Here is a 25886-nt window from a genome sequence, read left to right as displayed (position 1 = left end):
GTTTATGAAAAAGTTATTTTTTTCTGTTTCATTATTGATTTTTTTACAGGCAAAAGCTCAGATTGATCCTGTAAAATATCCTACCTATACCAGTGTTGACGATGCACTGAAAAGTGGAAAAACAGTCTACAGCATGAGTTTTCGGGGAAAAGCAATGTTTAATCTTCCTGTTGAAATTCAAAAGTTCAATTCTGTTTTCTTTCTGAATCTGATGGAAAATAAGTTTGAGAAAATGGATGAATCTATCTTTAAATTAAAGGAACTTACGATTTTGAATCTAAACGAAAACAGCATCAAATATATCCCCGATGAAATTGCCGAGCTTCACAAACTGGAAAGTTTTTCAATCAATCTAAATAATCTTACACATATAAACCCAAACCTTGCAAAGCTTAAAAAGTTAAAAACAATACATCTTGATGCCAATAACCTGAATGTTTTTCCGGAAGCATTACTGGAAATTCCGGGACTGGAAGAAATTAACCTGCAGGGAAACCAGATCAGTTTTATTGCTAAGGATTTAGATAAAATTAAAAATTTAAAATCGTTGAATCTCTCCTCTAATCAGATCAATGATTTAGGAAAATTAGAATTTCCGGGAGCATTAAAATACCTGGAATTACAGCAAAATTCGATTGCTGAACTGCCGGACGGATTATTTCGTTCAAAAGAACTGGAGTTTTTAAATCTAAGCCAAAACAACATCAAAGAAATTTCGCCTAAAGTGAAAGGTTTAAAAAATGTTGTAAGCATGAATTTGGCCAATAACCAGCTCAAAGATCTTCCCTCTGAATTTTCCCAATTGAAAAATCTTAAAACATTAATATTAACGGGCAATCCGATAGAAAAATCAACTCTGGAAAAATTAAAGAAGATGATTCCGGAAACGCAGATTTATTTTTAACATATGAGCGATGTAATTGTAATGTGTGTTTTTTTAACGCGATGTTCGCAAAGATTTGATTGAAATTATTGCGTATATTTTCGATCGTGAAGGCACTTCGTTCAGCAAATGATAGCAGAATGCTTAAATCAAGCGAAATTAAAGATTCGATATAATCAATGCTGATACGAACGAAAAAAAATCTACATTAGGTAGTTTCGCAAATATTGCGTTAAAAGTAATTGTTAAATTTTACGCTCAGATTTTATAATTTAAACCACAAAAACTTCTTTCTTTTATCATTTGCTGAACGAAGTGCCCTTGCGATCAAAAAAATATACGCAACCATTTCATTCAATCCTTGCGATCCTTGCGTGTAAAACAAGGCTTTAATAAAACAAACCTATCCGCCCACCCTTTTCGTCTTGTATCCCATTTCTTTAAGGATATCCATTATTTTATCACGGTTATCTCCCTGAATGATAATCGTCCCATCCTTTTCAGAGCCACCGATTCCCAAGGTGGTTTTTATTTTTTTTGATATTTTCTTCAGTTCTTCTTCACTACCTTCCCAGCCCTCAACAATGGTTACAGGCTTGCCATTTCTGCCTTTCTTTTCAAATTTGCAGACTAATGGCTCTTTCTGCCTGAATTGTTCTTCGGGCATTTCAAAATCCTGCTCTTCATGATCAGGAAAAAGGTTTTTCAGTTGATCTCTTAAATCCATAAGGCAAAATTAATAAAATATTTAAAGAAGGGAATAGTAAGATACTTAAACCTTGAAGGTTTACAATCTAAAAACAATTTTAAACAAATTTTAAGCCTCCAATTCTTGAATTCATTTCAAAATAAATAAATTTGTAATACAAAAGTTTATACAAAATGTCGAAAAAAGCAATATTAGCAATCCTTGACGGATGGGGATTGGGGATGAATCCTGATGTTTCAGCCATTGATAAAGCCAACACACCATTTATAGATAGCTGCCTTAAAAATTTTCCGCATACCACCCTTGAAGCAAGTGGTCTGGCGGTAGGATTACCGGCTGGACAAATGGGAAATTCTGAAGTAGGACACATGAATCTGGGTGCCGGAAGAGTGGTATATCAAAATCTGGTAAAGCTGAACATGGCGGTGGAAAACGGTTCTTTAGGCCAGCAGAAAGTTATTCAGGATGCATTTGAATATGCTAAAAGAGAAAACAAAAAAGTACATTTCATCGGTTTGGTTTCCGATGGAGGGGTGCACTCCCATATCAATCATCTAAAAGGCCTTCTTACGGCGGCACATGAATTCGGACTGCGTGAAAACGTTTTTGTACATGCTTTCACAGATGGCCGCGACTGTGATCCTCATTCCGGAAAAGGTTTTATTGAAGATCTTCAGGAACACATGATAAAAACGGTAGGAAAGCTTGCTTCTGTTGTAGGAAGATATTATGCGATGGACAGAGATAAACGATGGGAACGTGTAAAAATCGCTTACGATGCCATGGTGGAAGGAGTAGGAGCGCAGACAACCAATGCGTTGCTTGAAATTCAGAAATCGTATGACGAGAATATTACCGATGAATTCATGAAACCGATTATCATGATTGATTCTACAGCCATTGGAAATGTTGTTCCGGTGGCTAAAATTACAGATCATGACGTTGTTATTTGTTTCAACTTTCGTACAGACAGAGGCCGTGAAATCACAGAAGTTCTTACACAGCATGATAACCCGGAATATTTCATGAGAAAGCTGCCGTTGTATTATGTGACATTAACGAATTACGATAAAACGTTCCAAAACGTACACGTGGTTTTTGATGAAGAAGTACTTCATGAAACAATGGGCGAAATCCTGGAAAGAAACCATAAAACACAGATCAGGATTGCAGAAACCGAAAAATATCCTCACGTAACTTTCTTCTTTTCAGGAGGCAGGGAAGAGCCTTTCAACGGAGAAAAAAGATTACTTTGCCCGAGTCCTAAAGATGTTCCTACTTACGATCTTAAACCGGAAATGTCAGCCTATGATATTACCAATGCCATCCTTCCGGAACTGGAAAGTGAAACTGCGGATTTTATATGTTTGAATTTTGCCAATACCGATATGGTAGGTCACACAGGTGTATTTGCTGCAGCAGTAAAAGCAGCGGAAACAGTGGATCAGTGTATTGAAAAAGTGGCCACAACGGCTTATGAACATGGCTATGCGGTTTTCATTCTTGCCGACCACGGGAATTCAGATGTTATGATTAATCCGGACGGATCACCAAACACGCAGCACTCAACAAATCTGGTTCCTTTCATTGTAATGGATAAAGATCATACCTGGAATCTGAAGCCGGGCAAACTTGGAGATGTGGCGCCTACCATTTTAAAAGTGATGGGTGTCGAAATTCCGGAAATTATGACCGGAGATATATTAGTGAGTTAAAATAATAATATAAGAGATCAATTGCCGTTATGATTGTATATAGCGGCATTTTTTATGATTAATATCAGAAGATTTAACAGTTTATTATGTCCTAAATAATAAATAAAACTCTAAATTTGCAAATTAAACCTAAATTTATAAAATGTATCAAAAGCTTGTTAGGAAAGAAGTAATGGGAATTTTGGAAAAGGAAGTGGGCTCTTTTCTGGATAAATTTTTAACGCCAATCGAGAAGATCTGGCAGCCTTCTGATTATCTTCCGGATCCTTCAAGCTCAGAATTCAAATACGATCTTGAAGAAATTCAGACCTTTGCCCGGGAAATGCCTTACGATCTTTTCGTAACCCTTATCGGCGACTGTATCACGGAAGAAGCATTGCCTTCTTACGAATCCTGGTTGATGGGTGTAGATGGTGTAGATCAGGAACAGAGAGAAGTGGGATGGGCACACTGGGTGAGAGCCTGGACTGCTGAGGAAAACAGACACGGAGATCTTCTTAGTAAATACCTTTATTTGTGTGGAAGAGTAAATATGAGAGAGGTTGAAGTAACAACCCAATATCTGATCAATGATGGTTTTGATTTAGGAACAAGTATGGATCCGTACAGAAACTTTATCTATACAAGTTTTCAGGAAACAGCCACCAATATTTCTCACAGAAGAGTAGGAACACTGGCAAAGCAATCCGGAAACGGAAAACTTGCTAAAATGTGCGGGGTTATTGCTGCCGATGAAGCAAGACACGCCAAGGCATACAAACATTTTGTGGCAAAGATCCTGGAAATTGATCCTTCGGAAATGATCCTTGCTTTTGAAGATATGATGCGCAAGAAAATTGTGATGCCTGCTCACATGATGAGACAGTCCGGACAGAAAGCAGGAGAGCTTTGGGGACATTTTTCAGATGCGGCACAGAGATGTATGGTTTACACGGGACAAGATTATATCAACATCATGAAAGATCTTCTTGACGAATGGAAAATAGAGCATGTTAAAGGTCTTAACGAAAAAGCCGAAAAGGCCCAGGAATACCTGATGAAGCTCCCGGCAAGACTTCAGAAAATTACGGATAGAATATCGACTCCGGATCTGCAGTTCCAGTTCAGCTGGGTAAAAAGTTAATCTATAGTATTAAATTATAAAAGTAAGAGCGCCGGAGTATACTTGGGCGTTCTTTTATTTGTATCTTTGCATTTCTTAAAATAAATTCACAGAATGAATAATAAAAAAATTGCAGTTGACTTTGACGGAACTATTGTTGATGATGCTTATCCCGCAATTGGTAAACCGAAAATTTTTGCTTTTGAAACATTAAAAAAACTTCAGTCGGAAGGATACAGACTGATTCTTTGGACCTACCGTCACGGTAGGGCGCTGGACGAAGCCGTAGAGTTCTGTATGAAAAACGGTGTTGAGTTTTATGCGGTAAATTCCAGCTTTGAAGGAGAAGTTTTTGATTCTGAAAATCAATCCAGAAAAATTGATGCGGATTGGTTCATAGATGACCGAAATCTAGGCGGATTTCCGGGCTGGGGTGAAATCTACAATATTATTCAGGAAAGAATAGAATTCCGTGTTGAAGGAAAAGAAGTTCTGGCTTATTCAAAGCTTAAAAAAGAAAAGAAAAAAGGGTTATTCTGGTAAAGAATAAATCTAACAATATAACAATGTAAGAGTTTACCAATTTTGATTGTTACATTGTTAAATTTTTAAATTGTTACATTAGTTACATGATTCAGTTAAAAACAATAGACGAGCTTCGTCTTATGAAAGAAAGTGCCCGATTGGTTTCCAGAACATTAGGAATGCTGGCAAAAGAGATCAAACCGGGAATTACCACTTTATATTTGGATAAACTGGCACATGATTTTATTAAAGATCATGGTGCGCAACCCGCATTTTTAGGATATGGTGGATTCCCGTATTCCCTTTGTATTTCACCGAATGAGCAGGTAGTCCACGGTTTCCCGAGCAAAGAGGAAATCAAAGAAGGTGATGTGCTTTCCGTAGACTGTGGCGCCATTTTGAATGGTTTTGTAGGTGATCATGCCTATACTTTTGAAATCGGTGAAGTAAAACCGGAAACCAAAAAGCTTTTGAAAGTTGCTAAAGAATCTCTTTACAAAGGGATCGAGCAGTGTGTCAGAGGAAAAAGAATCGGGGATATTTCCCATGCAATTCAGTCTCACTGTGAAAAAGAAGGATATGGGGTTGTAAGAGAACTTGTAGGGCATGGAGTAGGAAGACAGATGCATGAAGATCCGCAGGTTCCTAATTACGGAAGACAGGGCAGCGGAAAAGTGATTAAGGATGGCCTTACCATTGCCATCGAGCCCATGATCAATCTGGGTACAGAAAAAGTGAAATTCCACAATGATGGCTGGACAGTAACCACTCTCGATAATCAGCCATCTGCCCATTTTGAGCACGATGTTGCCGTGATCAATGGAAAACCTGTCTTACTTTCCACCTTCCAGTACATTTACGACGCCTTAGGTATTGAAAGTGACGAAGAGAAAGCCTTCCAATTGGATTTTTAAATGAAAAAAGCAGCCAAATTTTTATTAAATAAAATTCCGCGCCCTATGCTGATAAGGTTAAGCATTTGGGCAAGGCCGCTTATTTACCAGCTGTTTAAAGGAGACCGTTTTGTTGATCCTATTGATGGACGGTCCTACAGGAAATTTCTTCCTTACGGATATGGTAAACAAAGAGAAAATGCTTTATCGCCAGGAACTTTAAGTCTCGAAAGACACCGTCAGATGTGGCTGTATCTCCAGAATGAAACGGATTTTTTTATTAAAAACCATAAAGTTTTACACATCGCTCCTGAACAGGAATTTCTCAGAAAATTTAAAAGAATGAGGAATCTGGATTATATTTCGGCAGATCTCTTTTCTCCCATTGTAGACGTAAAAGCAGATATTCTCGATCTTCCGTTTGCCGATGAAAGTTTCGATATCATTTTCTGTAACCATGTATTGGAACATATTGTAGATGACGCTAAAGCGATGAGCGAGTTATACAGGGTTTTGAGACCCGGAGGTTGGGGGATTTTACAGGTTCCGATGAAAAATTCGCTTGAAAAAACTTATGAAGATTTCACCATTACGGATCCAAAAGAACGCCAGAAACATTTCGGGCAGTATGATCATGTACGCTGGTATGGAATGGATTATTTCGAAAGGCTTCAGAAAGCAGGCTTTGAGACGGATGCCAATTTCTATTCCCAGCAGTTTTCTGATGACGAAATCAAAAAATACGGACTCAGAAAAAATGAAATTTTACCTGTCGTTTATAAAAAATAAAACGCCTCCAGACTGGAGGCGTTTTTATATTAATAATTTCATCGGCTTACCCCGCTTAATTATAAAAAATTGAATAGTGTTGAAATTATTAAACTTCAACAAGTTTAATGCGAAGAAACCGCTTTAAGCCCAATAATAGAACCAACTAATGTTATGATAAAAAAGATTCTCCAGAAGCTTACCGGATCTTTAAAAAAGAAAATTCCCATCAATACGGTTCCTACTGCGCCTATGCCTGTCCAAACAGCGTAGGCCGTACCAATAGGCAGAGTTTGTGTAGCTTTGATGAGCAAAAGCATACTGATTGTAAGAGACACCAGAAAACCCCCGAACCATAAATACATGGTTGTTCCGCTTGTCTCTTTTACCTTTCCCAGGCAAGATGCAAAAGCAACTTCAAATAATCCTGCAATAATTAAGATAATCCAATTCATTGTTTAAATTTTTCCTGCAAAGTTCGGTATTTAAAAACAATTTTGACCTTTAAACAAATATTTTCCGGTTAATGATTTTTAGAAAACCTTCCTTTTCCAGTTTTTTAATAGTCCGAATCACAGTCTCTACACGCAGTGCGGTGATTGATGCAATATCTTTTCTTGTAAGCGGAACTTCAAAGGAAAACTGCTCCTGATTGTCACTGAAACTTTTCTGATAATTCAGGGCTCCTTTTATACGGACATCAGGCCTTAAAGAAGTATTATTCTCCAGCATGATATATTTGAAATAAAGGCGTTCGGATAAAAATTTATTAATATCTCTGGAAACCTGGACATTTTCATCCAGCAGCCTGATAAAATCACTTTTCGGAAGTTTCAGTACGGTGGTTTCTTCAAAGGTAATGGCATTCACCGGATATTTTTCATCAATAAATAAAAGGAGCTCGCAGACGCTCAGTCCCTTGCTTAGGATTGCAAGAATAAGCTCTTTTCCGTCTTCATCGTAGTGATTAAGTTTTATTCTGCCTTTTACGATCTGGTAATAAAATTTCGGTGTGCTGCCTTCCTCGAAAATAACGTGCGAAGAATCGAGGTTTTCAATGTCTGCACCGTAAGACAGTAAGAGTTGTTCTTCAATTAACATAATAATTTGCTTTAATCGGCATTAGGATATACCACATTTTTAAATATATCACAATGAAAAATATTTCCATTGTGATCCTGATCATAAATATACTGCTATATTTTGATATTGTTAGAGAAAATTTGATCATTATTAATTGTGATTACCGTCATAAAAAGCTCATCGATTATTCAATAAGTTTGAAAACACCAAATTTTTTAAATATGAAAAAACTAATTTTTACAGTTTTTATTTTTACAGTCATTACAGGCTGTACAAAATCCGAAACACAATACATCGATCAGGATAACAAAAGACAATCGGTGAACAACCGTGATTCTGATACCATTAATACCCTGCAACAGCGCTCTGATACATTGCAGAATCAGGATAATCTTAAGAATGTACCGACGGATAATGAGTAACTCGCTTTTTAAAAGTTTTGATATGGTACCAAAAGGAAGACTTATTATGATCAGAAATACTGACAATCCTGTTCCTGAAAAAGATAAAGAAACAAACGGAAGCTTTTTTTTGCATGAGATATTCCAGATTCTATCGAGCAGTAAGGATGCTTCAATAGAACTTATTACGACAGCATCAGATCAGGAAAAGCAGGTTGAAAAAAAATACGCTGAAGGATTGATCGCTGCCGGCTACCCGAATTTTAATTTTCTGTATCTGAGCAAAGAACAAAATGATGATGAACAGCTTTCTTCCAGGCTTAGTCGGGCCCAAATAGTAATCTTCACAGATGAACACTCCGAAATTTGCGGAATCCTGAAAGAATCTACAATTCTTAAGCTCTTATACAGGAAATACCTTTTGGAAGAACACTTTACAATTGTTGGGATAAATGTTGGTGCCATGTGTATTTCCGGGATATTTATGAATGACTCCGGGGTTATTGACGGTTTAGGCTTCATCAATACCTGCATTATTGATACTCGTTTCGATCATAAAACGAGATTTAAAAACCTGATAAAAAATGTTATTCTCAATAACGAATATTTCGGTCTCGGATTGAGCGAAAACACAGCGCTTATTATTGAAGAAGGCAGTAAAGCTATCTGTAAGGGGAGCGGATCTGTAATGCTTGTCAATGCAAGAAATGTAAAAAAATTTAACCCTAAAGATTTTGATAAAGGAAAAACAATGTTTGTAAAAAACCTTAAAGGTCATATTCTTGTTGATGGCTGTACCCTGAATCTCAAGAACGGGGAAGTACTTAATACGGTGCACAAAGAATTAACTGCAAAATAAGTATAATATGGCAAAAGGTAGATTATTAATCATAGGAGGGAAGGAAGACAAAAACGGAAGTGATCCCGAAATGGAACAGAAAAACAAGGATTTTTCACCACATGAAATTTTAAAACTTCTTACAGCATCTAAAGATGACCGCATCGAGGTCATTACAGTGGCTAGTTCCGAGCCGGAAAGTATTCGGGAGAGCTATACTAAAACATTCAATGAAATTGGATATACTAATTTTGATTTTCTCAATATCTGCGACGATCAATTGCACACCGATTATCAGTTTAAAAGAGTCTCGGCAGCAAAAACGGTATTTTTTACGGGTGGGGATCAGCGCAGGATTTATGAAAAATTAAAGGATTCCGCATTAAAGTATCTTCTCAAAGAAAAATATACCAATGAGAAAGATTTTACCATTGCGGGTACAAGTGCCGGAGCCATGTGCATGCCGGAAATCATCATTATGGAAGCCGCAAATGGTGAAGCAATGCTTGATCATGACATCGAGCTCAATTCAGGACTGGACTTCATTGATAAGTGCATTATTGATACTCATTTCGTGCACCGCGCCAGGTTCGGAAGGCTTGCACATGCCGTTATTCTTCATCCGCACTGCTGGGGAATCGGTTTAGGTGAAGATACGGCACTGCTTATTGAAGAAGGATGTAAAGCAACGTGTCGCGGATCTGGTATGGTTTGGCTGCTGAATGCTGAAAATATCGGACAAACAAATATTGATACGGCTAAAAAAGGATCACCCATCTATGCTGAAAATCTTAAGGTACATATATTAACCGATAATTGTATGTTTGATTTCAACGAGAAAATTTTTAAAGGTACAGAGTAGGTAAATAATTTAAGTCTAAAATTGTAAACCGTATTTGCAAAACAATAAACCCCTGAAAAAACAGGGGTTTACAATTTGAAAGTATATATTTAAGTGAAAAAGTGTTGCCAGTCAATATTCAAACACTATGCCGTGAATTATAATCTTAAAGGAAAATTTTCTAAGTTTATTTTATTTTAAATTAAAAATATTTATAAAATATTGATTCAGTGGAATAAATATTGCTGCGTTCTTTACAATTTTTTTTAATGTTAAATAATATTCATATTAATGTGGTACCTGCATGTATAATCGCGAAAACATTACTGTTTTTCGGAATATTGTGAGTATTTTTGATGTTGAACTAAATATAATTAATTATTGATTTTATATTTCTATGATCTTAATTGTTGATGATAACCAGAGCAACCTTTATTCCCTGAAAAAACTGCTGGAATCAAAAGATTTTCAGGTGGATACGGCAGACTCCGGTGAAGTAGCGTTGGGAAAAGCACTGAAGAATGATTATGCATTAATTATTTTAGACGTACAGATGCCCGATATGGATGGTTTTGAAGTAGCCGAAACACTTGCAGGTTACAGCAAAACCAAAGAAGTACCTATTATATTTTTATCTGCGGTAAATACTGAAAAAAGATTTATTACACGAGGTTACGCTTCAGGTGGTAAAGACTATGTGACAAAGCCGGTAGATCCTGAAATTTTGATGCTGAAGGTAAAAACGTTTTACAGTCTTCAGGAACAGAATCTCGCGATGAAGAAAGCGCAGCAGAGCCTGGAGCTTGAAGTAAAAGGCAGAAGGGAATCCCAGGTTACCATGAAATCGCAGATCGATCATTTTCATCTGATGCTGGAATCACTTCCGCAGATTGCTTTTACATTAAATGAAGAAGGAGTCATAGATTTTGTAAATGGCAAATGGTACGAATATTCCCAATCTGAAAAACAATTTCCCGAGACTCATCCTGATGATTTCAATATCAAAGAAGAATTACAACGCTGCGGAAAAAAAGGAACCGCATTAGAACTTGAAGTCAGAATAAAAAAAACAGAATCCGGTAAATATCGTTATCATCTTCTCAGGGTAACACCTGTATATGACGGAGATTCAATCAAGAACTGGGTAGGAACTTTTACGGATATTGACGATCAGAAGAAAGTAGAAAAGGAAAAAGATGAATTCCTGAGTATTGCCAGCCACGAACTCAAAACTCCTTTAACGAGTATCAAAGCATACGTTCAGCTTCTGGAAAGGAAACTTAAGCTTGATAAGGAAAGTGCTGAAGCAGGTTTTGTTACTAAAGTTCAGGACCAGATTGAAAAACTCAATACCCTTATTACCGATTTGCTTGATGTTTCCAAAATAGAAAACGGTAAGCTTAAAATCAATAAAAAGCCAACCAACCTGGAAAGTGTTATCAGCAATGCAATTGATACCATTCTTCAGACTCATGATGAAAATCGTGTGAAAATAAAACGAGACGGCATAAAGCCCGATATTCTTATTCCGCTGGATGAAATCCGAATTGAGCAGGTTCTCATCAACTTTTTAACAAACGCCATTAAATATTCTCCTAAAAATAATCAGATAATTGTTACCACTTTCGTAGATGAAGAAGAGCAGGAAGTAAAGGTAAATGTTACCGATTTCGGAATCGGTATCCCGGATTTCAAACAGGAAGCTGTGTTCAGAAAATTCTATCGTGTTGAAGAATCTTCCCTTCAGTTTCAGGGAATGGGGATAGGATTATTCATATGCTCTGAAATTATCAAGCAGCATCACGGAAGCATTGGCGTCTCCAGTAAAGTAGATGAAGGATCTACGTTTTATTTTACATTACCATTAAATTAATTTTTCAATGCCGAAAAAAATTATAAGAAATCTTCAGTTTGGAGTAGGACTTTCTCTAGTGATCCTGATTGCGAGTTCTATTGCCTCGTATGTAAGCATACAAAAACAGATGGACAACCGGGAAAGCCTTTCAAAAAGTCGGAGATCCATCACTGCTGTTAAAGATGTTTTAATTTCATTGTTGGATGCCGAAACCGGAAGCCGGGGATATCAGCTTACCGGCCGGGAAAATTTCCTTGAACCGTTCAATCGCAGCCTTATTGAGTTTCCGAAAGCAATAGAACGGGCAAAAAATCTTGATATTACCGACGAAAATCAGGTAAAGCTTTTACATGAGCTTGAACGGAATGTTAATACAAATATTTCAAATCTGAAACATTTTGTAGACAACAGGAAAAAAGGAATTGTCATGAGCCAGGAGCAGGTTCTTATGAGTAAATCATATATGGACAGATGCCGGAAAATTGTTCAGGAATTTGTACAAACTGAAGAATCACAGCTCGCTATTAAGAACAAGGATCTTACCAGATCATCCAACACCACGGTTCTATTCATCATATTTTCTGCTATTGCTGCTATTGTGGTAACAACATTCTTTTATCTGAAATTACGGGCAGACCTGATCCGAAGAGATAAGCTGGAAAAAGCACTTCAGGCTAAAGATATTGAGATCAGCAAAAGAGTAAGCGCCATCCGTGAAATTGCCAACAGGGTTGCCAACGGAGATTACAGCCAAAGGGCAACGGATAACTCACAGGACGATCTTGGAGATCTTGCCGAATCATTGAACCACATGACCGAGTCACTGAAAATTTCTTTTGATAAAATTAATGCCAGCGACTGGCGTCAGAAAGGTCTTGCTTTGCTTAATGAATCTCTCATGGGTAACAAATCGGTACAGGAAGTTTCCGATAATGCCCTGAAGCAAATCATTGAATACGGAAAATGCATCAACGGATCCATTTATCTTTATGATGAAGGAATGCTGAAATTGAAAGCCGCTTTCGGGCTGGAAAACAATATGAAAAAGATTTTTGAACCTGGAGAAGGAATGGTGGGACAAACCTTCATTAGTAAAAAAACACAGGTTTATAATAATCTTCATGAAGAGGATTTTGTAGTAACCTTTGCAAGCAGCACCATAAAAATTTACGGAATATTATTACTGCCGGTTTTTGCTGATGGAAACATTATTGGTGTGCTGGAATTAGGATCTACCAATAATTTTGATGAGAGCAGGATTGATTATTTCATTGAATGTACGAGAAATATCGGGGTTGCGCTGAATGCAGCTAAAAGCCGTGAAAAAGAACAGCAGCTTCTGGAAGAAACGCAGGCGCAGTCTGAAGAATTGCAGGTACAGCATTCCGAACTGGAAAACCTGAATACCGAACTTGAAGCACAGACCCAAAAACTGCAGGCATCTGAAGAAGAGCTAAAAGTGCAGCAGGAAGAGCTGATGCAGGCTAATGCAGAGCTGGAAGAAAGATCAAGATTGCTGGAAGAGAAAAATCATCTGATTGCAGAACGTAACAGTGAAATTCAGAAAAAAGTAGAAGAGCTGGCTTTAAGCACAAAATACAAATCGGAATTTCTTGCGAATATGTCTCATGAATTGAGGACTCCGCTTAATTCGATTTTGCTCTTGTCCCGTTTGATGGCAGAAAATCCGGAAGAAAACCTCAACGAAGACCAGATAGAATCGGCTAAAGTGATTCAAAGCTCAGGAAGCAGCCTTCTGACATTAATTGATGAAATTCTTGATCTTGCAAAAATAGAATCCGGAAAAATGACATTGGAATATCAGGACGTGGAAATTAATGATATTATTAAAGATTTAAAGAACCTCTTTAATCCCATTTTCCAGGAGAAAAAACTTCAGTTCAACGTACAGATTGACAATGAGCTGAATAATACCATTGAAACCGACCGTCTAAGAGTAGATCAGGTTTTAAGGAACTTATTGTCAAACGCACTGAAATTTACTACAGAAGGAAGCATCAATTTAAATATTAAAAAAGACATTAAGAAGAAAGATTTTATTGTGTTCTCTGTAAAAGATACGGGAATCGGTATTGCAGAAGACAAGCAGAAAATCATTTTTGAGGCATTCCAGCAGGCAGATGGTTCCACCAGAAGGAAATTTGGAGGTACAGGTCTCGGTTTGTCCATCAGCCGGGAAATTGCAAGGCTTTTAGGTGGTGAACTTACCCTGGAAAGCAAAGTAAATGAAGGAAGTGAATTTTGTCTTAGTATTCCGGTAAGAGCAATTAATGAATCTGAAATTGAACCGATTGAAACCGATCAGGATATAGTAGAGATCATCCGCGAAGATGTGGAGGAAATAAAAAATATTCTGGATGACGGAGAAGAAGAATATTATAATACCATCAATGCGCTGGAAATTCCGGAAGATGTAGCTGATGACAGAGATCATATTCAGGATGGTGATAAAGTAATTCTTATTATTGAAGATGACACCAATTTTGCCAAAGCACTCCTTAAATATGCCCGGATGCAAAAGTATAAAGCTGTGGTAGCAGTAAGGGGAGATCATGGTGTTTCTGCGGCTTTAAAATATCATCCGCAAGCGATTCTCCTTGATGTTCAGCTTCCGGTAAAAGACGGATGGCAGGTAATGGATGAATTGAAATCCAACCCTAAGACAAAACACATTCCGGTGCATATGATGTCTGTACTTCATGTAAAGAAGGAAAGTCTGATGAAAGGAGCTATTGATTTCATCAACAAGCCGGTTGCATTGGATCAGATGACTGAAGTGTTCAGAAAGATTGAAGAAGTACTCAGCAAATCTCCGCAAAAAGTACTTATTGTGGAGGAAAATGCCAAACATGCGAGTGCTCTTTCTTATTTCTTAAGCAATTTTAACATCTCATTATCCGTGCAGACGAATGTTGAGGACAGTGTGAAGGCACTTACCACTGATCATGTAGATTGTGTGATTTTAGATATCGGATCTTCAAAAGGAGATGAATACCAGATTATTGAGTCTATAAAAAGCTATGATGGCCTGGAAAATCTTCCGATTATCATATTTACGGAACGGAATTTGTCTAAATCAGAAGAACTGAAAATAAAACAGTATGCAGATTCTATTGTTGTTAAAACAGCACATTCTTACCAGAGAATTCTGGACGAAGTAGGGTTGTTCCTGCATTTGGTAGAAGAAAAAAATAATTCTCTTGAAACCGTAAGAAGTAAAACACTGGGATCTTTAACCGAAGTATTAAGCGGTAAAAAAATACTCATTACTGATGATGATGTACGAAATATTTTCTCTTTAACAAAAGCACTGGAAAAATACAAAGTAGAAGTCGTAGTGGCAATGGACGGAAAACATGCCCTGCAGCAGATTAAGGAACATCCTGATGTAGATGTTATCCTGATGGATATGATGATGCCGGAAATGGATGGCTACGAAACGATAAAGCAGATCAGAAAAATGCCGATGTATACAAGGCTTCCGATAATTGCCGTTACCGCAAAATCAATGATCGGGGAACGTGAAAAATGCATTACTGCCGGAGCTTCGGACTATATTTCGAAACCGGTGGATATTGATCAGCTATTGTCCTTACTTAGAGTTTGGTTATATGAAATGTAAACAGCTAAAATTCTGATGAATAAGAAAATTTTGATTGTGGACGATGATCCGCGAAATATATTTGCCCTGAAACTGACCCTGAAATCCCGGGGATATCAGATAGAAAGCTGTACAATGGCGCAGGAAGCCATTACTATTCTTAAAAAAGACAATCAGTTTTCTGCTGTGCTTATGGATATGATGATGCCCGAAATGGATGGCTATGAAGCTACCAGGATCATCAGAAGCACGCCTTTGATCAGTAATATACCGGTGATTGCCGTTACGGCACAGGCAATGCCGGAAGACCGTCAGAAATGCCTGGATGCGGGAGCAAACAATTACATATCAAAACCGATTGATGTGGATCAGTTAATACATGCCATTGAAAAATTACCATAATGCTGGAACCTAGTATCATAAAAGATGAAGAGGTAGAATACTTGATTAAAGATGTTTATGATATGTATGGCTACGATTTTTCAGAATACAGCAGGGCGTCCTTTAAACGCAGGGTTAATCGTATCTGCTTAATAGACCGGTTTACCAGCTTTGCCGAATTGCGCTACACCATTCTGAATGATCCGGAATATCTGAAGCGTTTTATCGAAGAAATTACCGTAAACGTTACGGAAATGTTTCGTGATCCGTTGTTTTTTAAGGCATTAAGGGAAAAAATATTGCCTCAGCTGGGAACGTATCCGCTGATAAGAATCTGGGTGGCAGGATGTTCTACGGGAGAGGAGGCCTATTCAATAGCTATTCTTCTGAAAGAAGCCAATCTTTACCACAAATCGCTTATTTACGGAACAGACCTCAACCCTTCAGTATTGGAGAAGGCAAGATCTGGAGTTTTCCCGCTTCAGCAGATGAAATTATACTCCGAAAATTATATATTATCAGGAGGAAAAAAAGATTTTTCGGATTATTATACTGCGAATTATGACAGTGTAAAATTTGATAAAAGTTTGCAGGAAAAACTCATCCTCTCAACTCATAATCTGGTTTCAGACAGCTCTTTCAACAGTTTCCAGCTGATTATATGCAGAAATGTGCTGATCTATTTTGACCGGGGTCTGCAGGAAAGAGTTTTCCGCTTATTTGATAATAGTTTGGAAAATTTAGGTTTTTTAGCGCTTGGTGCAAAAGAAACCCTAAGATTTTCTAAATTAGATGAAAATTATCATCAGATTGACGATCAGAGAATCTGGAAAAAATTAGATCATAATTAATGATATTGAATAACGAAAATATAAAGACAGAATTAGTAATTATAGGAGGCTCCGCGGGAAGCCTCAAGGTTATTCTTGATATGATTAAAAAACTAAATGATGTAATAGCTGTTCCTGTTTTGCTGGTGCTTCACCGGAAGGCCCATTCTACCAATATTCTTCAGGCATTGCTTCAGCAGCTGTCGCCATTGGATGTTATAGAAATTGACGATAAAACAGAGATTGAAAACAATAAAATATATATTACTCCTGCAGATTATCATGTTCTTTTTGAGGATAAAAAAGTGATGTCACTGGACAGTTCGGAGAAAATGAATTATTCCCGCCCGTCTATTGATGTAACCTTTAAATCTGCTGCTGAAATTTATGGAGAAAATCTAATCGGTGTGCTTTTATCGGGCGCCAATGCCGATGGTGTGGAAGGATTGTCCTACATCAAAAAAAACAGGGGAAGAGTCTGGATTCAGGATCCGGAAACCGCAGAGGTAGATTATATGCCGAGACATGCTATGGAAGCAGTACCCTATGACAAAATTATACAACCTGAAAATCTATCAGAATATATCAATCAATTATAAAAAAATAAAAAGTAAATCCCTAACAACTACGTAAGAATATGAACAAAAAGAAAATCCTGATTTTTGATGATGACACTACGATTCTTGAGGTGATCAGCATCATTTTTGAAGAAAATGGTTATCAGGTGGAAATTTCCGAAACTTCGCACGACATTCTGGAAAGAGTGGCGCAATACAAGCCGGATGTTATTCTTATGGATAACTGGATCCCGAAAATCGGCGGAGTGGAAGCTACAAGACTCCTGAAAAATCATGAGGAATTTAAACACATTCCGGTCATTTATGTAACGGCAAACAACGATATCGTAGCCCTCGCCAAACAGGCCCAGGCAGACGATTATGTTGCCAAACCATTTAACCTTGAGGATCTCGAGGAAAAGGTCGCCAATTTTTTACAGTAAGCGAATGACTGAAAATTTACATGCTATTTACACATAAAATAATCCCGGTACGAGTACCGGGATATTCTTTTTATATCATCTGCATATGCTGGGAATCGTTTCCTCTTAAAGAGTGGATCTTTTCCAAAATGAATTCCGTACTGCATTTTTCATTGTTAATTTCGGTAATCAGTGATGTCAAAAACAATTTCAGTCCCGGTTTTGATAAGATCTTTTTCGTGAAAGTAGGAGCAATAATGGTTTTTTTAGAAACTAAATTTTCTGTGAGTGCATATTCTTTTTCCAGATTTATGTCGAGATCAAATTGTGATTTAATAGATATCGTTAAATATTTTTTAATCATCCTTCTTATTTCAGAGCTTGGTGTCATCTTAAGTATTTTTTTTAATAACTATAAAATATCCGTGCCATAATCTATCAAAATGAGACATTTGGCAATTTTTTATGATTGTTTAATGATGGTTTAAAAAAAAACGGATGATGAGCAATAAAGCTTCAGCATCCGTGCGCTAAAATAAGGATGGTATTTTTATTTACCGCCGCCGCCGTTTTTCTCAACATCGGTTTTGGTATTTTCTTTCACTTTCTGGTTTCCGAAACGTTTCACAAAAGATATGGAAGCACCATACCAGTCCCATTTTGAAGAGCTTCTTACAAATCCTTGTTGGTTGTAGGTTGTGGCGTCATAATTTGGTCTCTGGAAAATATTCATCAGCTGGAGGCTGACTTCCATCTGTGTTTTAGGAAATATTTTGGTTGCAGAAATATTATGGAATACATTGGCTCTGTTGGTGGTAGAATTTCCATTGTTCTGATTAGAAACTTCTACCCAGGCACTCAGGTTAATATTTTTATTAAAAAGGTTGGTGTACGAGAGGTTGGTGGAAGCACTCAGGTAACTGATATAGGCATTACTTCTTATTCCGTTTTTCGCATTGAAATCACTATTGTCGATATAATACCATCCAAGCCCCAGATTCACGGTAAATTTATTCTTGAAGAAAGTCTGGTTGGTATTCGCATAAAGATAATATTTATGAACTTTTCCTCCAAAGTTTGATTGTTGGCTGATATTAATCGTTTCTTTTTGACCATTCACTACAATATCTTCTTTAACATAATCCGTCCAGTAATCCTGGTCTGTGTACATATATCTTGCAGAAATAAAATATTTTTTCAGGATTCCAAGCTTCATATAAAGCCTGTCACTCGGGTTGGGGTTGAGTTCTATATTCCCGCGGCTATAAATTCCGTCGGTATTCGGGGTTAGAAACGGATTAAATTCCGCGTACCAAGGTCTCCAGATATTTCGGTTATAGGTTAAGCTCAAATCATATTTGTCTGAGAATGTATATTTCAGCAAAATATTGGGAAGAAAACTGCCGTAGCCATCTTTTCGGGAAGCGTTTCCTACATCCTGACGGATCCTGTAATCAATATATTCATAACGAATCCCGATTCTGGTTTCCAGCTTTTTGAAGAATGTTCTGCTGTAGTTGGCATATAAGGATGTAATCTGATCTTCATAATGAAAAACATCATTAGCGCTTAACCCGCTCAGCATGTTCCCGTATAAATTATTGGGGATCAAATTGTTGTTGAAATTTATTTTACCGCCGACTTCAAAATTCGCACCTTCTTTTCCGATCGGTTGTGTATAATCAATCTTAGCATAATAATTTCTGTTTTCCGTATCTGTGATTACGCCCAGATCTCTTGTGGATGATCCGTCTGCTACGGAGAAGATGTTATTAATAAAATAGCTGTCATCAGATTGCCCGTAATAATTGGTTCCCAGATTTACGTCAAGAATTTTATTTTTTTCTTTATCATACCATTTATAAAAAACATTGGTGCCCAGATTACGGTTAAGTCCTTTTGAATTCTGGTTTTGTTCATAAGAACTAGTGAAATCATTATTGAGGAAATCTTTCCTGTCGGCTTCCGAATTGGACGTGGAATTACTCTGGTAGTATTCCATAATGACACCTACTGTATTTTTATTATCAATTTCAAATTCCGATGTTGACGAAACCGACGGACTTTTGCTTCTGCCTATAATATAGCTGTCGATCTGGTTGGTAGAATTATCCTGGTACCATGTATAAAAGCTTGAGTTTCTCTGAACATAGGTGTTGTCACTATAGCTCCCGATAAGCGTTTGTGTAAACTTTTTCCTGTGGTAATTCAGGTTAAAATTGGTGTATTGTGAATTTTTTGTATTCTGCCTGTTATTAAGCGTAACACTGCCTTTTAGTCCTTCATCATCCCGTTTTTTAAGAACAATATTGATAACAGTGCCTGTCGCTTCGTAGCGGGAAGAAGGGCTTGTAATCACTTCTATTTTCATAAGATTATCCGCCGGAATGGTTTTTAAATATTCTTTAAGCTCCTTTCCTGTGAATACTGATTTCCTGTCATTGATATATACTGTTACAGATTCTCCTTCCGCCTTTATTGCATCATTATTGTCAATACTTACCAGCGGTGTCATTCTCAGAACATCCCATGTTGTATTTCCTGCAAGGATTGAACTATTGGCAACATTAAAAACAGTTCGGTCCACTTTAGACTCTACAGTCGGCTTTCTTGCGGTAACCGTTACAGCTTCAATTTCTTTCTCCTGGGTTTTTATCGTGTCCTTTTCTGTTTGTGCAAAAGTAAGTATGCCGGCCAATAGGGCGACAGGTATTAAAATGGTTTTCATTTAAAACTAAGTTTTAGATATAAGACACCTTAGTGTGGGTTATTGTTACATCATTAGAATTAATTCTACCACATATTTTTAGTTATTTAAATTTTTCATAAACTCTTTTATAGATTATGTTTCAGCACATATTTGTATAAGAAGTTCATTATAGTGCTGTTATGGGAAAATATGAGTGGCTGAAGAAAAATATCAGACTATTACAAATAAAAAAAAATCATGAATTAAATTTTCTTAATACTGCTAAATAAAACGAAAAAGCCGTGAATTGCCGGCAATGAATTTTTTAGTGAATTTTCCGGTTTTTTTTAAATATAACTATCGTTAAAAAATATCTATTTTTGCTGAAATTTAAAATGGCTATGAAGAATGCAATCAGTTGGATTCTCGTTTTATTTATTCTTGTATCAGTCTTAAACAATTGCCTGAATACTTCCGTTAAAAAGGAAATCAGGGAAAAGGCTGATTTTATGGATAAGCTGAGAAATTGGTATTCTTCAGGTGATCCTTCGAGATGGCCTAAACCTGTTCTTGATCCCGAATCTTCCCCAACCTTCTCCGAAATAGGCCACTTACCGGAGATTCCGTTTACGCCCGACAACCCATATTCTTCCGAAAAAGAATTGTTGGGAAAAACACTTTTTTTTGATCCGCGTCTTTCAAAATCGGAACAGATAGCCTGTGCATCATGCCATGATCCGGAGTTGGGATGGTGTGACAACAGAACAGTTTCTTTCGGCCACGACCGACAGCTTGGAGTGCGAAATGCCATGAGTATCATTAATACGGCATATGCTAAAAATCCTTTCTGGGACGGGCGTGTCAGTTCCCTGGAAGAACAGTCACAAAAACCCATTGAAGACCAACGGGAAATGAGCGGGCATATGGATCTGGCAGCGGGTAAGATTGCCGCTATAAAAGGATATCAGGTTTTATTTGAAAAAGCTTTTGGTGATAAATCCGTTACTAAAGAACGTATTTCAAAAGCGATTGCAACTTTCGAGAGAACGGTCAGAAGTTCTTCCAGTAAATTTGATCTTTTCATTGACGGCAAAGCTGATGTCTATACTGATGACGAATTGATGGGACTTCATCTTTTCAGAACAAAGGCCCAGTGTATCAATTGTCATAATTCAGGATATTTTTCAAACAATACATTTGAAAATATCGGCACCTCATTAATGGGAGAAAAAGGAGAGGATCTGGGAAGATATCTTGTAACAAAAAATATGGATGATGCCGGAAGATTCAGAGTTCCCGGACTAAGAGAAGTTTCACGTACAGGACCCTATTTTCACAACGGGTCTATGGCTACTTTACAGGAAGTCATAGCGTTTTACAGCAAAGGAAATCCTGAACATTCGCAGAAACGGAGTACTGTTCACCAAGGTATCAGTTTAAAATCGGAAAAATCCGGAATGGTACGAATGCTTGAATTGTCTGATAGAGAAATTGCGCAGCTTGAAGCTTTCCTGAGAACCTTGACTTCTAAAACGGAAAAAATCACAATCCCGGAATTGCCAAAATAAAAAGCAGTTGTACAAATAATGTAAAACTGCCTCCCCTAAGATTAATTTACTAATTGTAATTTTTAACTATATCTATATTTGTTCTTTCTAAAAAAGAGAGCACTCCGGAAAAGGAGCGTCTCTCACATAAAATATTCCCTTTACTTTTTATTAAAACCATTCAGCATAGTATGCTTAATGAGTTATTGTCTTGAGTAAAAATAAGTATAAAGAATAATATGTTTTATAAATAATAATAATTAAGTTAAAAATGCTTTAATTGGTTAATTTGTTAGAATAAAATTTTTTATATTTGATCCTGCATCAATATTTAAAGAATATTATTCTATGGACAACCTTGACGACAAAGATTTACAGCTGCTAAGATTACTTCAAAATGATTCAAAACTGACTGTAAAAGAACTTGCAAAAGAAGTAAACCTCTCACCATCGCCTGTATTTGAGCGGGTAAAAAGACTGGAACAGGAAGGTTACATTAAAAAATATGCCGCTATTCTGGATGCCGAAAAGCTAAATCTTGGATTTACAGTATATTGTCAGCTGAAATTAAAAAGCAATGACAGTTATCTTGCAATTGAATTTGAACGGGAAATTCTGGAAATAGAAGAAGTGGCAGAATGTTACAGTATTTCCGGGGATTTTGACTTTCTTCTGAAAGTGTACGTCAAGGATATGAAGCAGTATCAAAACTTTGTCTTCAATATATTAGGAGCGGTTCCTTCCATTGGAAGCACCCACAGCACCTTCGTAATGGCTCAGGTAAAGAATACCCACGGACTTACAATCTAAGAGCTGATAGTGATATTGTTATTTAAATCAGATTCAAAAACATAAGAGATTTCAAGAAACTGAAATCTCTTAATCAAATCATATAAAAAGTAATTCTATCTTTAATAATATATTTTTCTGTTTTCTATTTTCACGAGGCTGCTGTTATGCATTTTCTTGATGGTTCTTATTACAGTTTCCACACGGAGGCCTGTAAGATTTGCAAGCTGCTGCCTCGTTAGCGGAACTTCGTAAGAGTATTGATGTTTATTGTTGTTTCCCTTAAGACAATCCATTACTGTTTTTATTTTCGATATCGGATCCGAAGAAGAAATATTAAAAAGCATTATGCATTTATTGTATAAAATATCTGCAAGACAACGGAACATTTTTGAGGAAACTTCAGGATTCTGCTTCAGAAGATTGATAAAATCATTTTTAGGAAGTTTCAGGATCTTACATTCGGTTTTAGCCGTTGCGTTGGTAGGATACAATTTGTCATCAAACAAAAAAGATTCTCCTAAACTCATGCCCTCTGTGAGAATATTCTGGGTAAATTCCTTGCCATCCTCATGATAGTTATTAAGCTCTACAATACCGCTGGCAATCTGAAAATAAAATTTAGGCACATTCCCTTCATAAAAGATCGTTTCACCGGTTTCATACTTTTCATAAAACGCTCCATATCCTAGTAATAAATCTTCACTAATTATCATACTAATTTCTATAGTTAAAAATGAATGTTAGCTGAATTGCGTTTAAATAAAATCAAATAATAAACCATGTGGTAACATTATTAATAAAAAAAATACCACATTTATGTGATTTAATAATTTTTTTAAAAAAAAGGAGGTCTTTAAAAAAGACCTCGTAATGATATGTTGGAAATTTGCGTTTACATTGCTTTGCTGTTGAGATTGGTATCAGCTACCTTAGTCAGCAGTTCATCACATTTTTTTTCTTCATCCAGTGTTTCAAGAAGATATTTCAGACAGTCTTCTTCTTGTAAGACTTTTGCAAATGCCGCAAGTGTTCCGTAGGTTGCAATTTCATAATGTTCCACTTTTTGGGCTGCTGCGATAATTCCCGCATCTCTTACCGTTCCGGGCTCAGTCTCTTCGATGATGCTTTTTGCTTCATCAAGAAGCCCCTGCATGGCATCACATTTTTTTGCCTGTGCTTTTTTACCTAAAGCTTTAAAACATTCTTCAAGTCTTGTTACCTGATTTTCTGTTTCTGCAAGGTGGTTTTCAATAGAGGTTTTCAGCTTTTCATCTGTGGCATTTTTCATCATTGTAGGTAAAGCTTTTACCAATGCTTTTTCTGCCCAGTAGATATCTTTTAACGAATCTTCGAAAAGATCTTTCAGTTCTTTAGCTGCACTCTTTTTAGCTGGAGTTTTTGCTGTGGATTTAGATGATGTTTTAGCTGCTGTTTTTGACGCCGTAGTTTTAGACGCTGTCTTTTTAGCTGGTGTTTTAGTTTCCATAATGAATTAATATTTAGTGATTATTGATTGGTGATGAATCTGCAACTATAAGACCATTTTACTGAAAATGTGCAGATGTGGTATCTAAATATTTCAGGTGAATATGAGGGTACTCATAAAACAGCGGTGATTTTAACGGTATATTTAAAAATTACCAAATCAAAATAATAATTGTATGAGTGCTAAAAAATCGCTGAATCTTACCTTAAAGATCTGGAGACAAAAAAACAGGAAAACAAAAGGACAGTTTGAAATACATAAAGTTTCTAATGTGTCTGTTGATTCATCTTTTCTGGAAATGCTCGATATCCTGAACGAACAACTGATCCGTGAAGATAAAGAACCAATTGCTTTTGACCATGATTGTCGTGAAGGAATTTGCGGTACATGTTCTTTATACATTAACGGAAGAGCCCACGGCCCGGATACAGGAATTACTACATGCCAGCTTCATATGAGAATGTTTACGGATGGTGAAACAATTGTTGTGGAGCCATGGAGAAGCGTAGCTTTCCCTGTAATTAAAGATCTGATTACCGACCGGAGTGCGTTTGACAGGATTATGGCGGCGGGAGGATTTATTTCCGTCAACACTTCAGGAAATACGCTCGATGCCAATGCGATCGCCGTTCCGAAAGAAAATGCCGACAAAGCAATGGATGCTGCTTCCTGTATCAGCTGTGGCGCTTGTGTCGCGTGTTGTCCCAACGGTGCTGCAATGTTGTTTGTAGGAGCTAAAGTTTCTCATTTTGCGCTGCTTCCGCAGGGAAGGGTAGAAGCCAAAAGAAGAGTTCTGAATATGGTAAAAGCAATGGATGAAGAAGGTTTCGGAAACTGTTCTGTAATAGGTGCCTGTGAAGTAGAATGCCCCAAAAATATTTCGCTCGACAATATCGCAAGGATGAACAGGGAATATATAAATGCATGGATCACAACGAAATGATCCATGCATCAATTTATTTTTCTTTGGAATTAATGATAATATATCGGATCCAGTAGCTCAGAAAAGCAAGCTGAATCGCTGCATCTGCAAGATATACCCATTTAATAACTCCCCTGAAATAATAATATGCCTCTACGACTGCCAATCCAAGACAGCAAATCATTACAGAAATAACAATGATAAAATTCCGTTTTTGATTTACCGTAAGGTATAGCAAAAGAAAGCAGTAGGGCAGCAAAAGGACACTGACTGTTTTCACGAGCCAGATGTCTGTTTTTCCGCCGGCTACCCATACAAAACTATGGATATGCAGAATCGGCCATAATGCGGTAATGGTATAGTATAACGTCTGGAGTAAAGGTATAATTCTGAATTTCCGCATGGATCAATATCAAATGCTTATACTTAAAAGAAAATTTTACGGTTTTTAATTCTTACAATTTTATTTTTTTCCATTGCCTTTATGGTTCTGATTGCTGTTTCCACACAAATTCCCGTAAGATTCGCAAGCTGCTGTCTGGTAAGCGGTATTTTAAATGAAAAAGGTTCCTGCTTTTCCTGACTGCTTTTCAGGTAGCTCATAACACCAATCAGCCTGTCGCATGGATTCTGTGAAGAATTTTTCTGCAGCATGATATACTGATAATAAAGCAGATCTGACATTGAAAGACAAACTTTCATGTAGAGCTTCGGATATGTTTCCAAAAGACTGAAAAAATTTTCCTTGCAAAGCCTCAGTACTTTACAGTGGGTAAGCGCTGTTGCATCTACAGGATATGTTTTGTTGAGAAAAAGCATTGCGTCACCAAAGCTTTGTCCTTCCGATAGGATGTTCTGGATAAACTCCTTCCCATCTTCCGTAAAATTGTTAAGTTTTACCTGTCCTTCTGCAATCTGGTAATAATACAGTGGAGTGTTTCCTTCATTAAAGATAAACTCTCCCGGACTGTACTCTTTTATCTCTGCACCTGCTGAGATAAGATAAGTTTCGTTAATGACCATAA

The 25886-nt window shown here is 37.0% G+C and carries 27 protein-coding genes; 18 read left to right on the top strand and 9 right to left on the bottom strand.

Annotated features, from left to right (window positions below; genetic code table 11):
• Positions 1-4: 4 nt before the first annotated feature.
• Positions 5-904, top strand: a complete 900-nt coding sequence (locus BUA76_RS01585; RefSeq protein ID WP_072883006.1) for a leucine-rich repeat domain-containing protein — start codon at positions 5-7, stop codon at positions 902-904.
• A 382-nt stretch (positions 905-1286) separates the two neighbouring features.
• On the opposite strand, the gene BUA76_RS01580 is transcribed toward BUA76_RS01585, so the two are convergent.
• Positions 1287-1610, bottom strand: a complete 324-nt coding sequence (locus BUA76_RS01580) for a translation initiation factor (protein WP_072883004.1) — start codon at positions 1608-1610, stop codon at positions 1287-1289.
• Between the two features lie 155 nt (positions 1611-1765).
• On the opposite strand from BUA76_RS01580, the gene gpmI reads away from it, so the two are divergent.
• From gpmI to BUA76_RS01555, 5 genes are all read left to right on the top strand, one after another.
• A complete protein-coding gene (gpmI, locus tag BUA76_RS01575) occupies positions 1766-3307 on the top strand; it encodes a 2,3-bisphosphoglycerate-independent phosphoglycerate mutase (protein ID WP_072883002.1) in 1542 nt (513 codons plus the stop codon).
• A gap of 142 nt (positions 3308-3449) precedes the next feature.
• Positions 3450-4430: an acyl-ACP desaturase gene (locus tag BUA76_RS01570; protein WP_072883000.1), complete on the top strand. Its 981-nt coding sequence runs from the start codon at positions 3450-3452 to the stop codon at positions 4428-4430.
• Between the two features lie 93 nt (positions 4431-4523).
• On the top strand, positions 4524-4952 hold the full coding sequence (locus BUA76_RS01565; RefSeq protein ID WP_072882997.1) for a BT0820 family HAD-type phosphatase: 429 nt from the start codon (positions 4524-4526) through the stop codon (positions 4950-4952).
• Between the two features lie 86 nt (positions 4953-5038).
• Positions 5039-5848: a type I methionyl aminopeptidase gene (gene map / locus BUA76_RS01560; protein ID WP_072882995.1), complete on the top strand. Its 810-nt coding sequence runs from the start codon at positions 5039-5041 to the stop codon at positions 5846-5848.
• A complete protein-coding gene (locus tag BUA76_RS01555) occupies positions 5849-6616 on the top strand; it encodes a class I SAM-dependent methyltransferase (protein ID WP_072882992.1) in 768 nt (255 codons plus the stop codon).
• Between the two features lie 104 nt (positions 6617-6720).
• On the opposite strand, the gene BUA76_RS01550 is transcribed toward BUA76_RS01555, so the two are convergent.
• Complete coding sequence (locus BUA76_RS01550) at positions 6721-7050, bottom strand: DMT family transporter (RefSeq protein WP_072882990.1); 330 nt, start codon at positions 7048-7050, stop codon at positions 6721-6723.
• A gap of 49 nt (positions 7051-7099) precedes the next feature.
• Entirely contained in the window at positions 7100-7696 is a 597-nt protein-coding gene (locus tag BUA76_RS01545; RefSeq protein ID WP_072882987.1) for a Crp/Fnr family transcriptional regulator, read from the bottom strand.
• A 203-nt stretch (positions 7697-7899) separates the two neighbouring features.
• Between BUA76_RS01545 and BUA76_RS19050 the strand changes: the two genes are divergently transcribed.
• The 9 genes from BUA76_RS19050 to BUA76_RS01500 all read left to right on the top strand — a co-directional run bounded on the left by BUA76_RS19050 (position 7900) and on the right by BUA76_RS01500 (position 17446).
• Complete coding sequence (locus tag BUA76_RS19050; RefSeq protein ID WP_143149835.1) at positions 7900-8100, top strand: hypothetical protein; 201 nt, start codon at positions 7900-7902, stop codon at positions 8098-8100.
• Between the two features lie 22 nt (positions 8101-8122).
• Positions 8123-8938, top strand: coding sequence for a Type 1 glutamine amidotransferase-like domain-containing protein (locus BUA76_RS01535; RefSeq protein ID WP_178337291.1), 816 nt, complete (start codon positions 8123-8125; stop codon positions 8936-8938).
• Positions 8939-8945: 7 nt separating this feature from the next.
• The gene (locus tag BUA76_RS01530) at positions 8946-9779 is read left to right on the top strand and encodes a cyanophycinase (RefSeq protein WP_072882979.1); all 834 of its coding nucleotides are present in this window, start codon (positions 8946-8948) and stop codon (positions 9777-9779) included.
• A gap of 376 nt (positions 9780-10155) precedes the next feature.
• Positions 10156-11631: a hybrid sensor histidine kinase/response regulator gene (locus BUA76_RS01525; RefSeq protein ID WP_072882977.1), complete on the top strand. Its 1476-nt coding sequence runs from the start codon at positions 10156-10158 to the stop codon at positions 11629-11631.
• Between the two features lie 7 nt (positions 11632-11638).
• Entirely contained in the window at positions 11639-15256 is a 3618-nt protein-coding gene (locus BUA76_RS01520) for a response regulator (RefSeq protein WP_072882975.1), read from the top strand.
• A gap of 15 nt (positions 15257-15271) precedes the next feature.
• Positions 15272-15637 (top strand): response regulator, encoded by a 366-nt coding sequence (locus tag BUA76_RS01515; RefSeq protein WP_072882973.1) that lies wholly within the window; start codon positions 15272-15274, stop codon positions 15635-15637.
• Positions 15637-16467 carry a CheR family methyltransferase gene (locus BUA76_RS01510; protein ID WP_072882972.1) on the top strand — a complete coding sequence of 277 codons (831 nt, stop codon included), beginning with the start codon at positions 15637-15639 and terminating at the stop codon, positions 16465-16467. Before BUA76_RS01515 ends, BUA76_RS01510 begins: the two co-directional genes overlap by 1 nt.
• Positions 16467-17045, top strand: coding sequence for a chemotaxis protein CheB (locus tag BUA76_RS01505; RefSeq protein WP_072882971.1), 579 nt, complete (start codon positions 16467-16469; stop codon positions 17043-17045). Before BUA76_RS01510 ends, BUA76_RS01505 begins: the two co-directional genes overlap by 1 nt.
• A 38-nt stretch (positions 17046-17083) precedes the next feature.
• The gene (locus tag BUA76_RS01500) at positions 17084-17446 is read left to right on the top strand and encodes a response regulator (protein WP_072882970.1); all 363 of its coding nucleotides are present in this window, start codon (positions 17084-17086) and stop codon (positions 17444-17446) included.
• Between the two features lie 70 nt (positions 17447-17516).
• On the opposite strand, the gene BUA76_RS01495 is transcribed toward BUA76_RS01500, so the two are convergent.
• Together BUA76_RS01495 and BUA76_RS01490 are read right to left on the bottom strand one after the other, a co-directional pair.
• A complete protein-coding gene (locus BUA76_RS01495) occupies positions 17517-17816 on the bottom strand; it encodes a hypothetical protein (protein ID WP_072882969.1) in 300 nt (99 codons plus the stop codon).
• A gap of 159 nt (positions 17817-17975) precedes the next feature.
• Positions 17976-20153, bottom strand: coding sequence for an outer membrane beta-barrel protein (locus BUA76_RS01490; RefSeq protein WP_072882968.1), 2178 nt, complete (start codon positions 20151-20153; stop codon positions 17976-17978).
• Between the two features lie 362 nt (positions 20154-20515).
• Here BUA76_RS01490 and BUA76_RS01485 point away from each other — a divergent pair, with 362 nt between their 5' ends.
• Positions 20516-21682, top strand: a complete 1167-nt coding sequence (locus BUA76_RS01485) for a cytochrome-c peroxidase (protein ID WP_072882967.1) — start codon at positions 20516-20518, stop codon at positions 21680-21682.
• A gap of 327 nt (positions 21683-22009) precedes the next feature.
• Positions 22010-22471, top strand: a complete 462-nt coding sequence (locus BUA76_RS01480; protein WP_072882965.1) for an Lrp/AsnC family transcriptional regulator — start codon at positions 22010-22012, stop codon at positions 22469-22471.
• Positions 22472-22572: 101 nt separating this feature from the next.
• Here BUA76_RS01480 and BUA76_RS01475 read toward each other — a convergent pair whose 3' ends face one another.
• Both BUA76_RS01475 and BUA76_RS01470 read right to left on the bottom strand, forming a co-directional pair.
• A complete protein-coding gene (locus BUA76_RS01475; RefSeq protein ID WP_083573125.1) occupies positions 22573-23166 on the bottom strand; it encodes a Crp/Fnr family transcriptional regulator in 594 nt (197 codons plus the stop codon).
• Between the two features lie 179 nt (positions 23167-23345).
• Positions 23346-23939 carry a YciE/YciF ferroxidase family protein gene (locus BUA76_RS01470; protein WP_072882963.1) on the bottom strand — a complete coding sequence of 198 codons (594 nt, stop codon included), beginning with the start codon at positions 23937-23939 and terminating at the stop codon, positions 23346-23348.
• Between the two features lie 175 nt (positions 23940-24114).
• Here BUA76_RS01470 and BUA76_RS01465 point away from each other — a divergent pair, with 175 nt between their 5' ends.
• Positions 24115-24882, top strand: coding sequence for a succinate dehydrogenase/fumarate reductase iron-sulfur subunit (locus BUA76_RS01465; RefSeq protein WP_072882960.1), 768 nt, complete (start codon positions 24115-24117; stop codon positions 24880-24882).
• 13 nt (positions 24883-24895) lie between these two features.
• On the opposite strand, the gene BUA76_RS01460 is transcribed toward BUA76_RS01465, so the two are convergent.
• The gene (locus tag BUA76_RS01460; RefSeq protein WP_072882957.1) at positions 24896-25264 is read right to left on the bottom strand and encodes a hypothetical protein; all 369 of its coding nucleotides are present in this window, start codon (positions 25262-25264) and stop codon (positions 24896-24898) included.
• A 23-nt stretch (positions 25265-25287) separates the two neighbouring features.
• Positions 25288-25884: a Crp/Fnr family transcriptional regulator gene (locus BUA76_RS01455; RefSeq protein ID WP_072882955.1), complete on the bottom strand. Its 597-nt coding sequence runs from the start codon at positions 25882-25884 to the stop codon at positions 25288-25290.
• Between the last annotated feature and the right edge of the window lie 2 nt (positions 25885-25886).

The organism is Chryseobacterium takakiae (assembly GCF_900129385.1).
Classification (GTDB): Bacteria; Bacteroidota; Bacteroidia; order Flavobacteriales; family Weeksellaceae; genus Chryseobacterium; species Chryseobacterium takakiae.
Note: the sequence above shows the minus strand (reverse complement) of the source record. Positions and strands in the feature narration are given on the sequence as shown.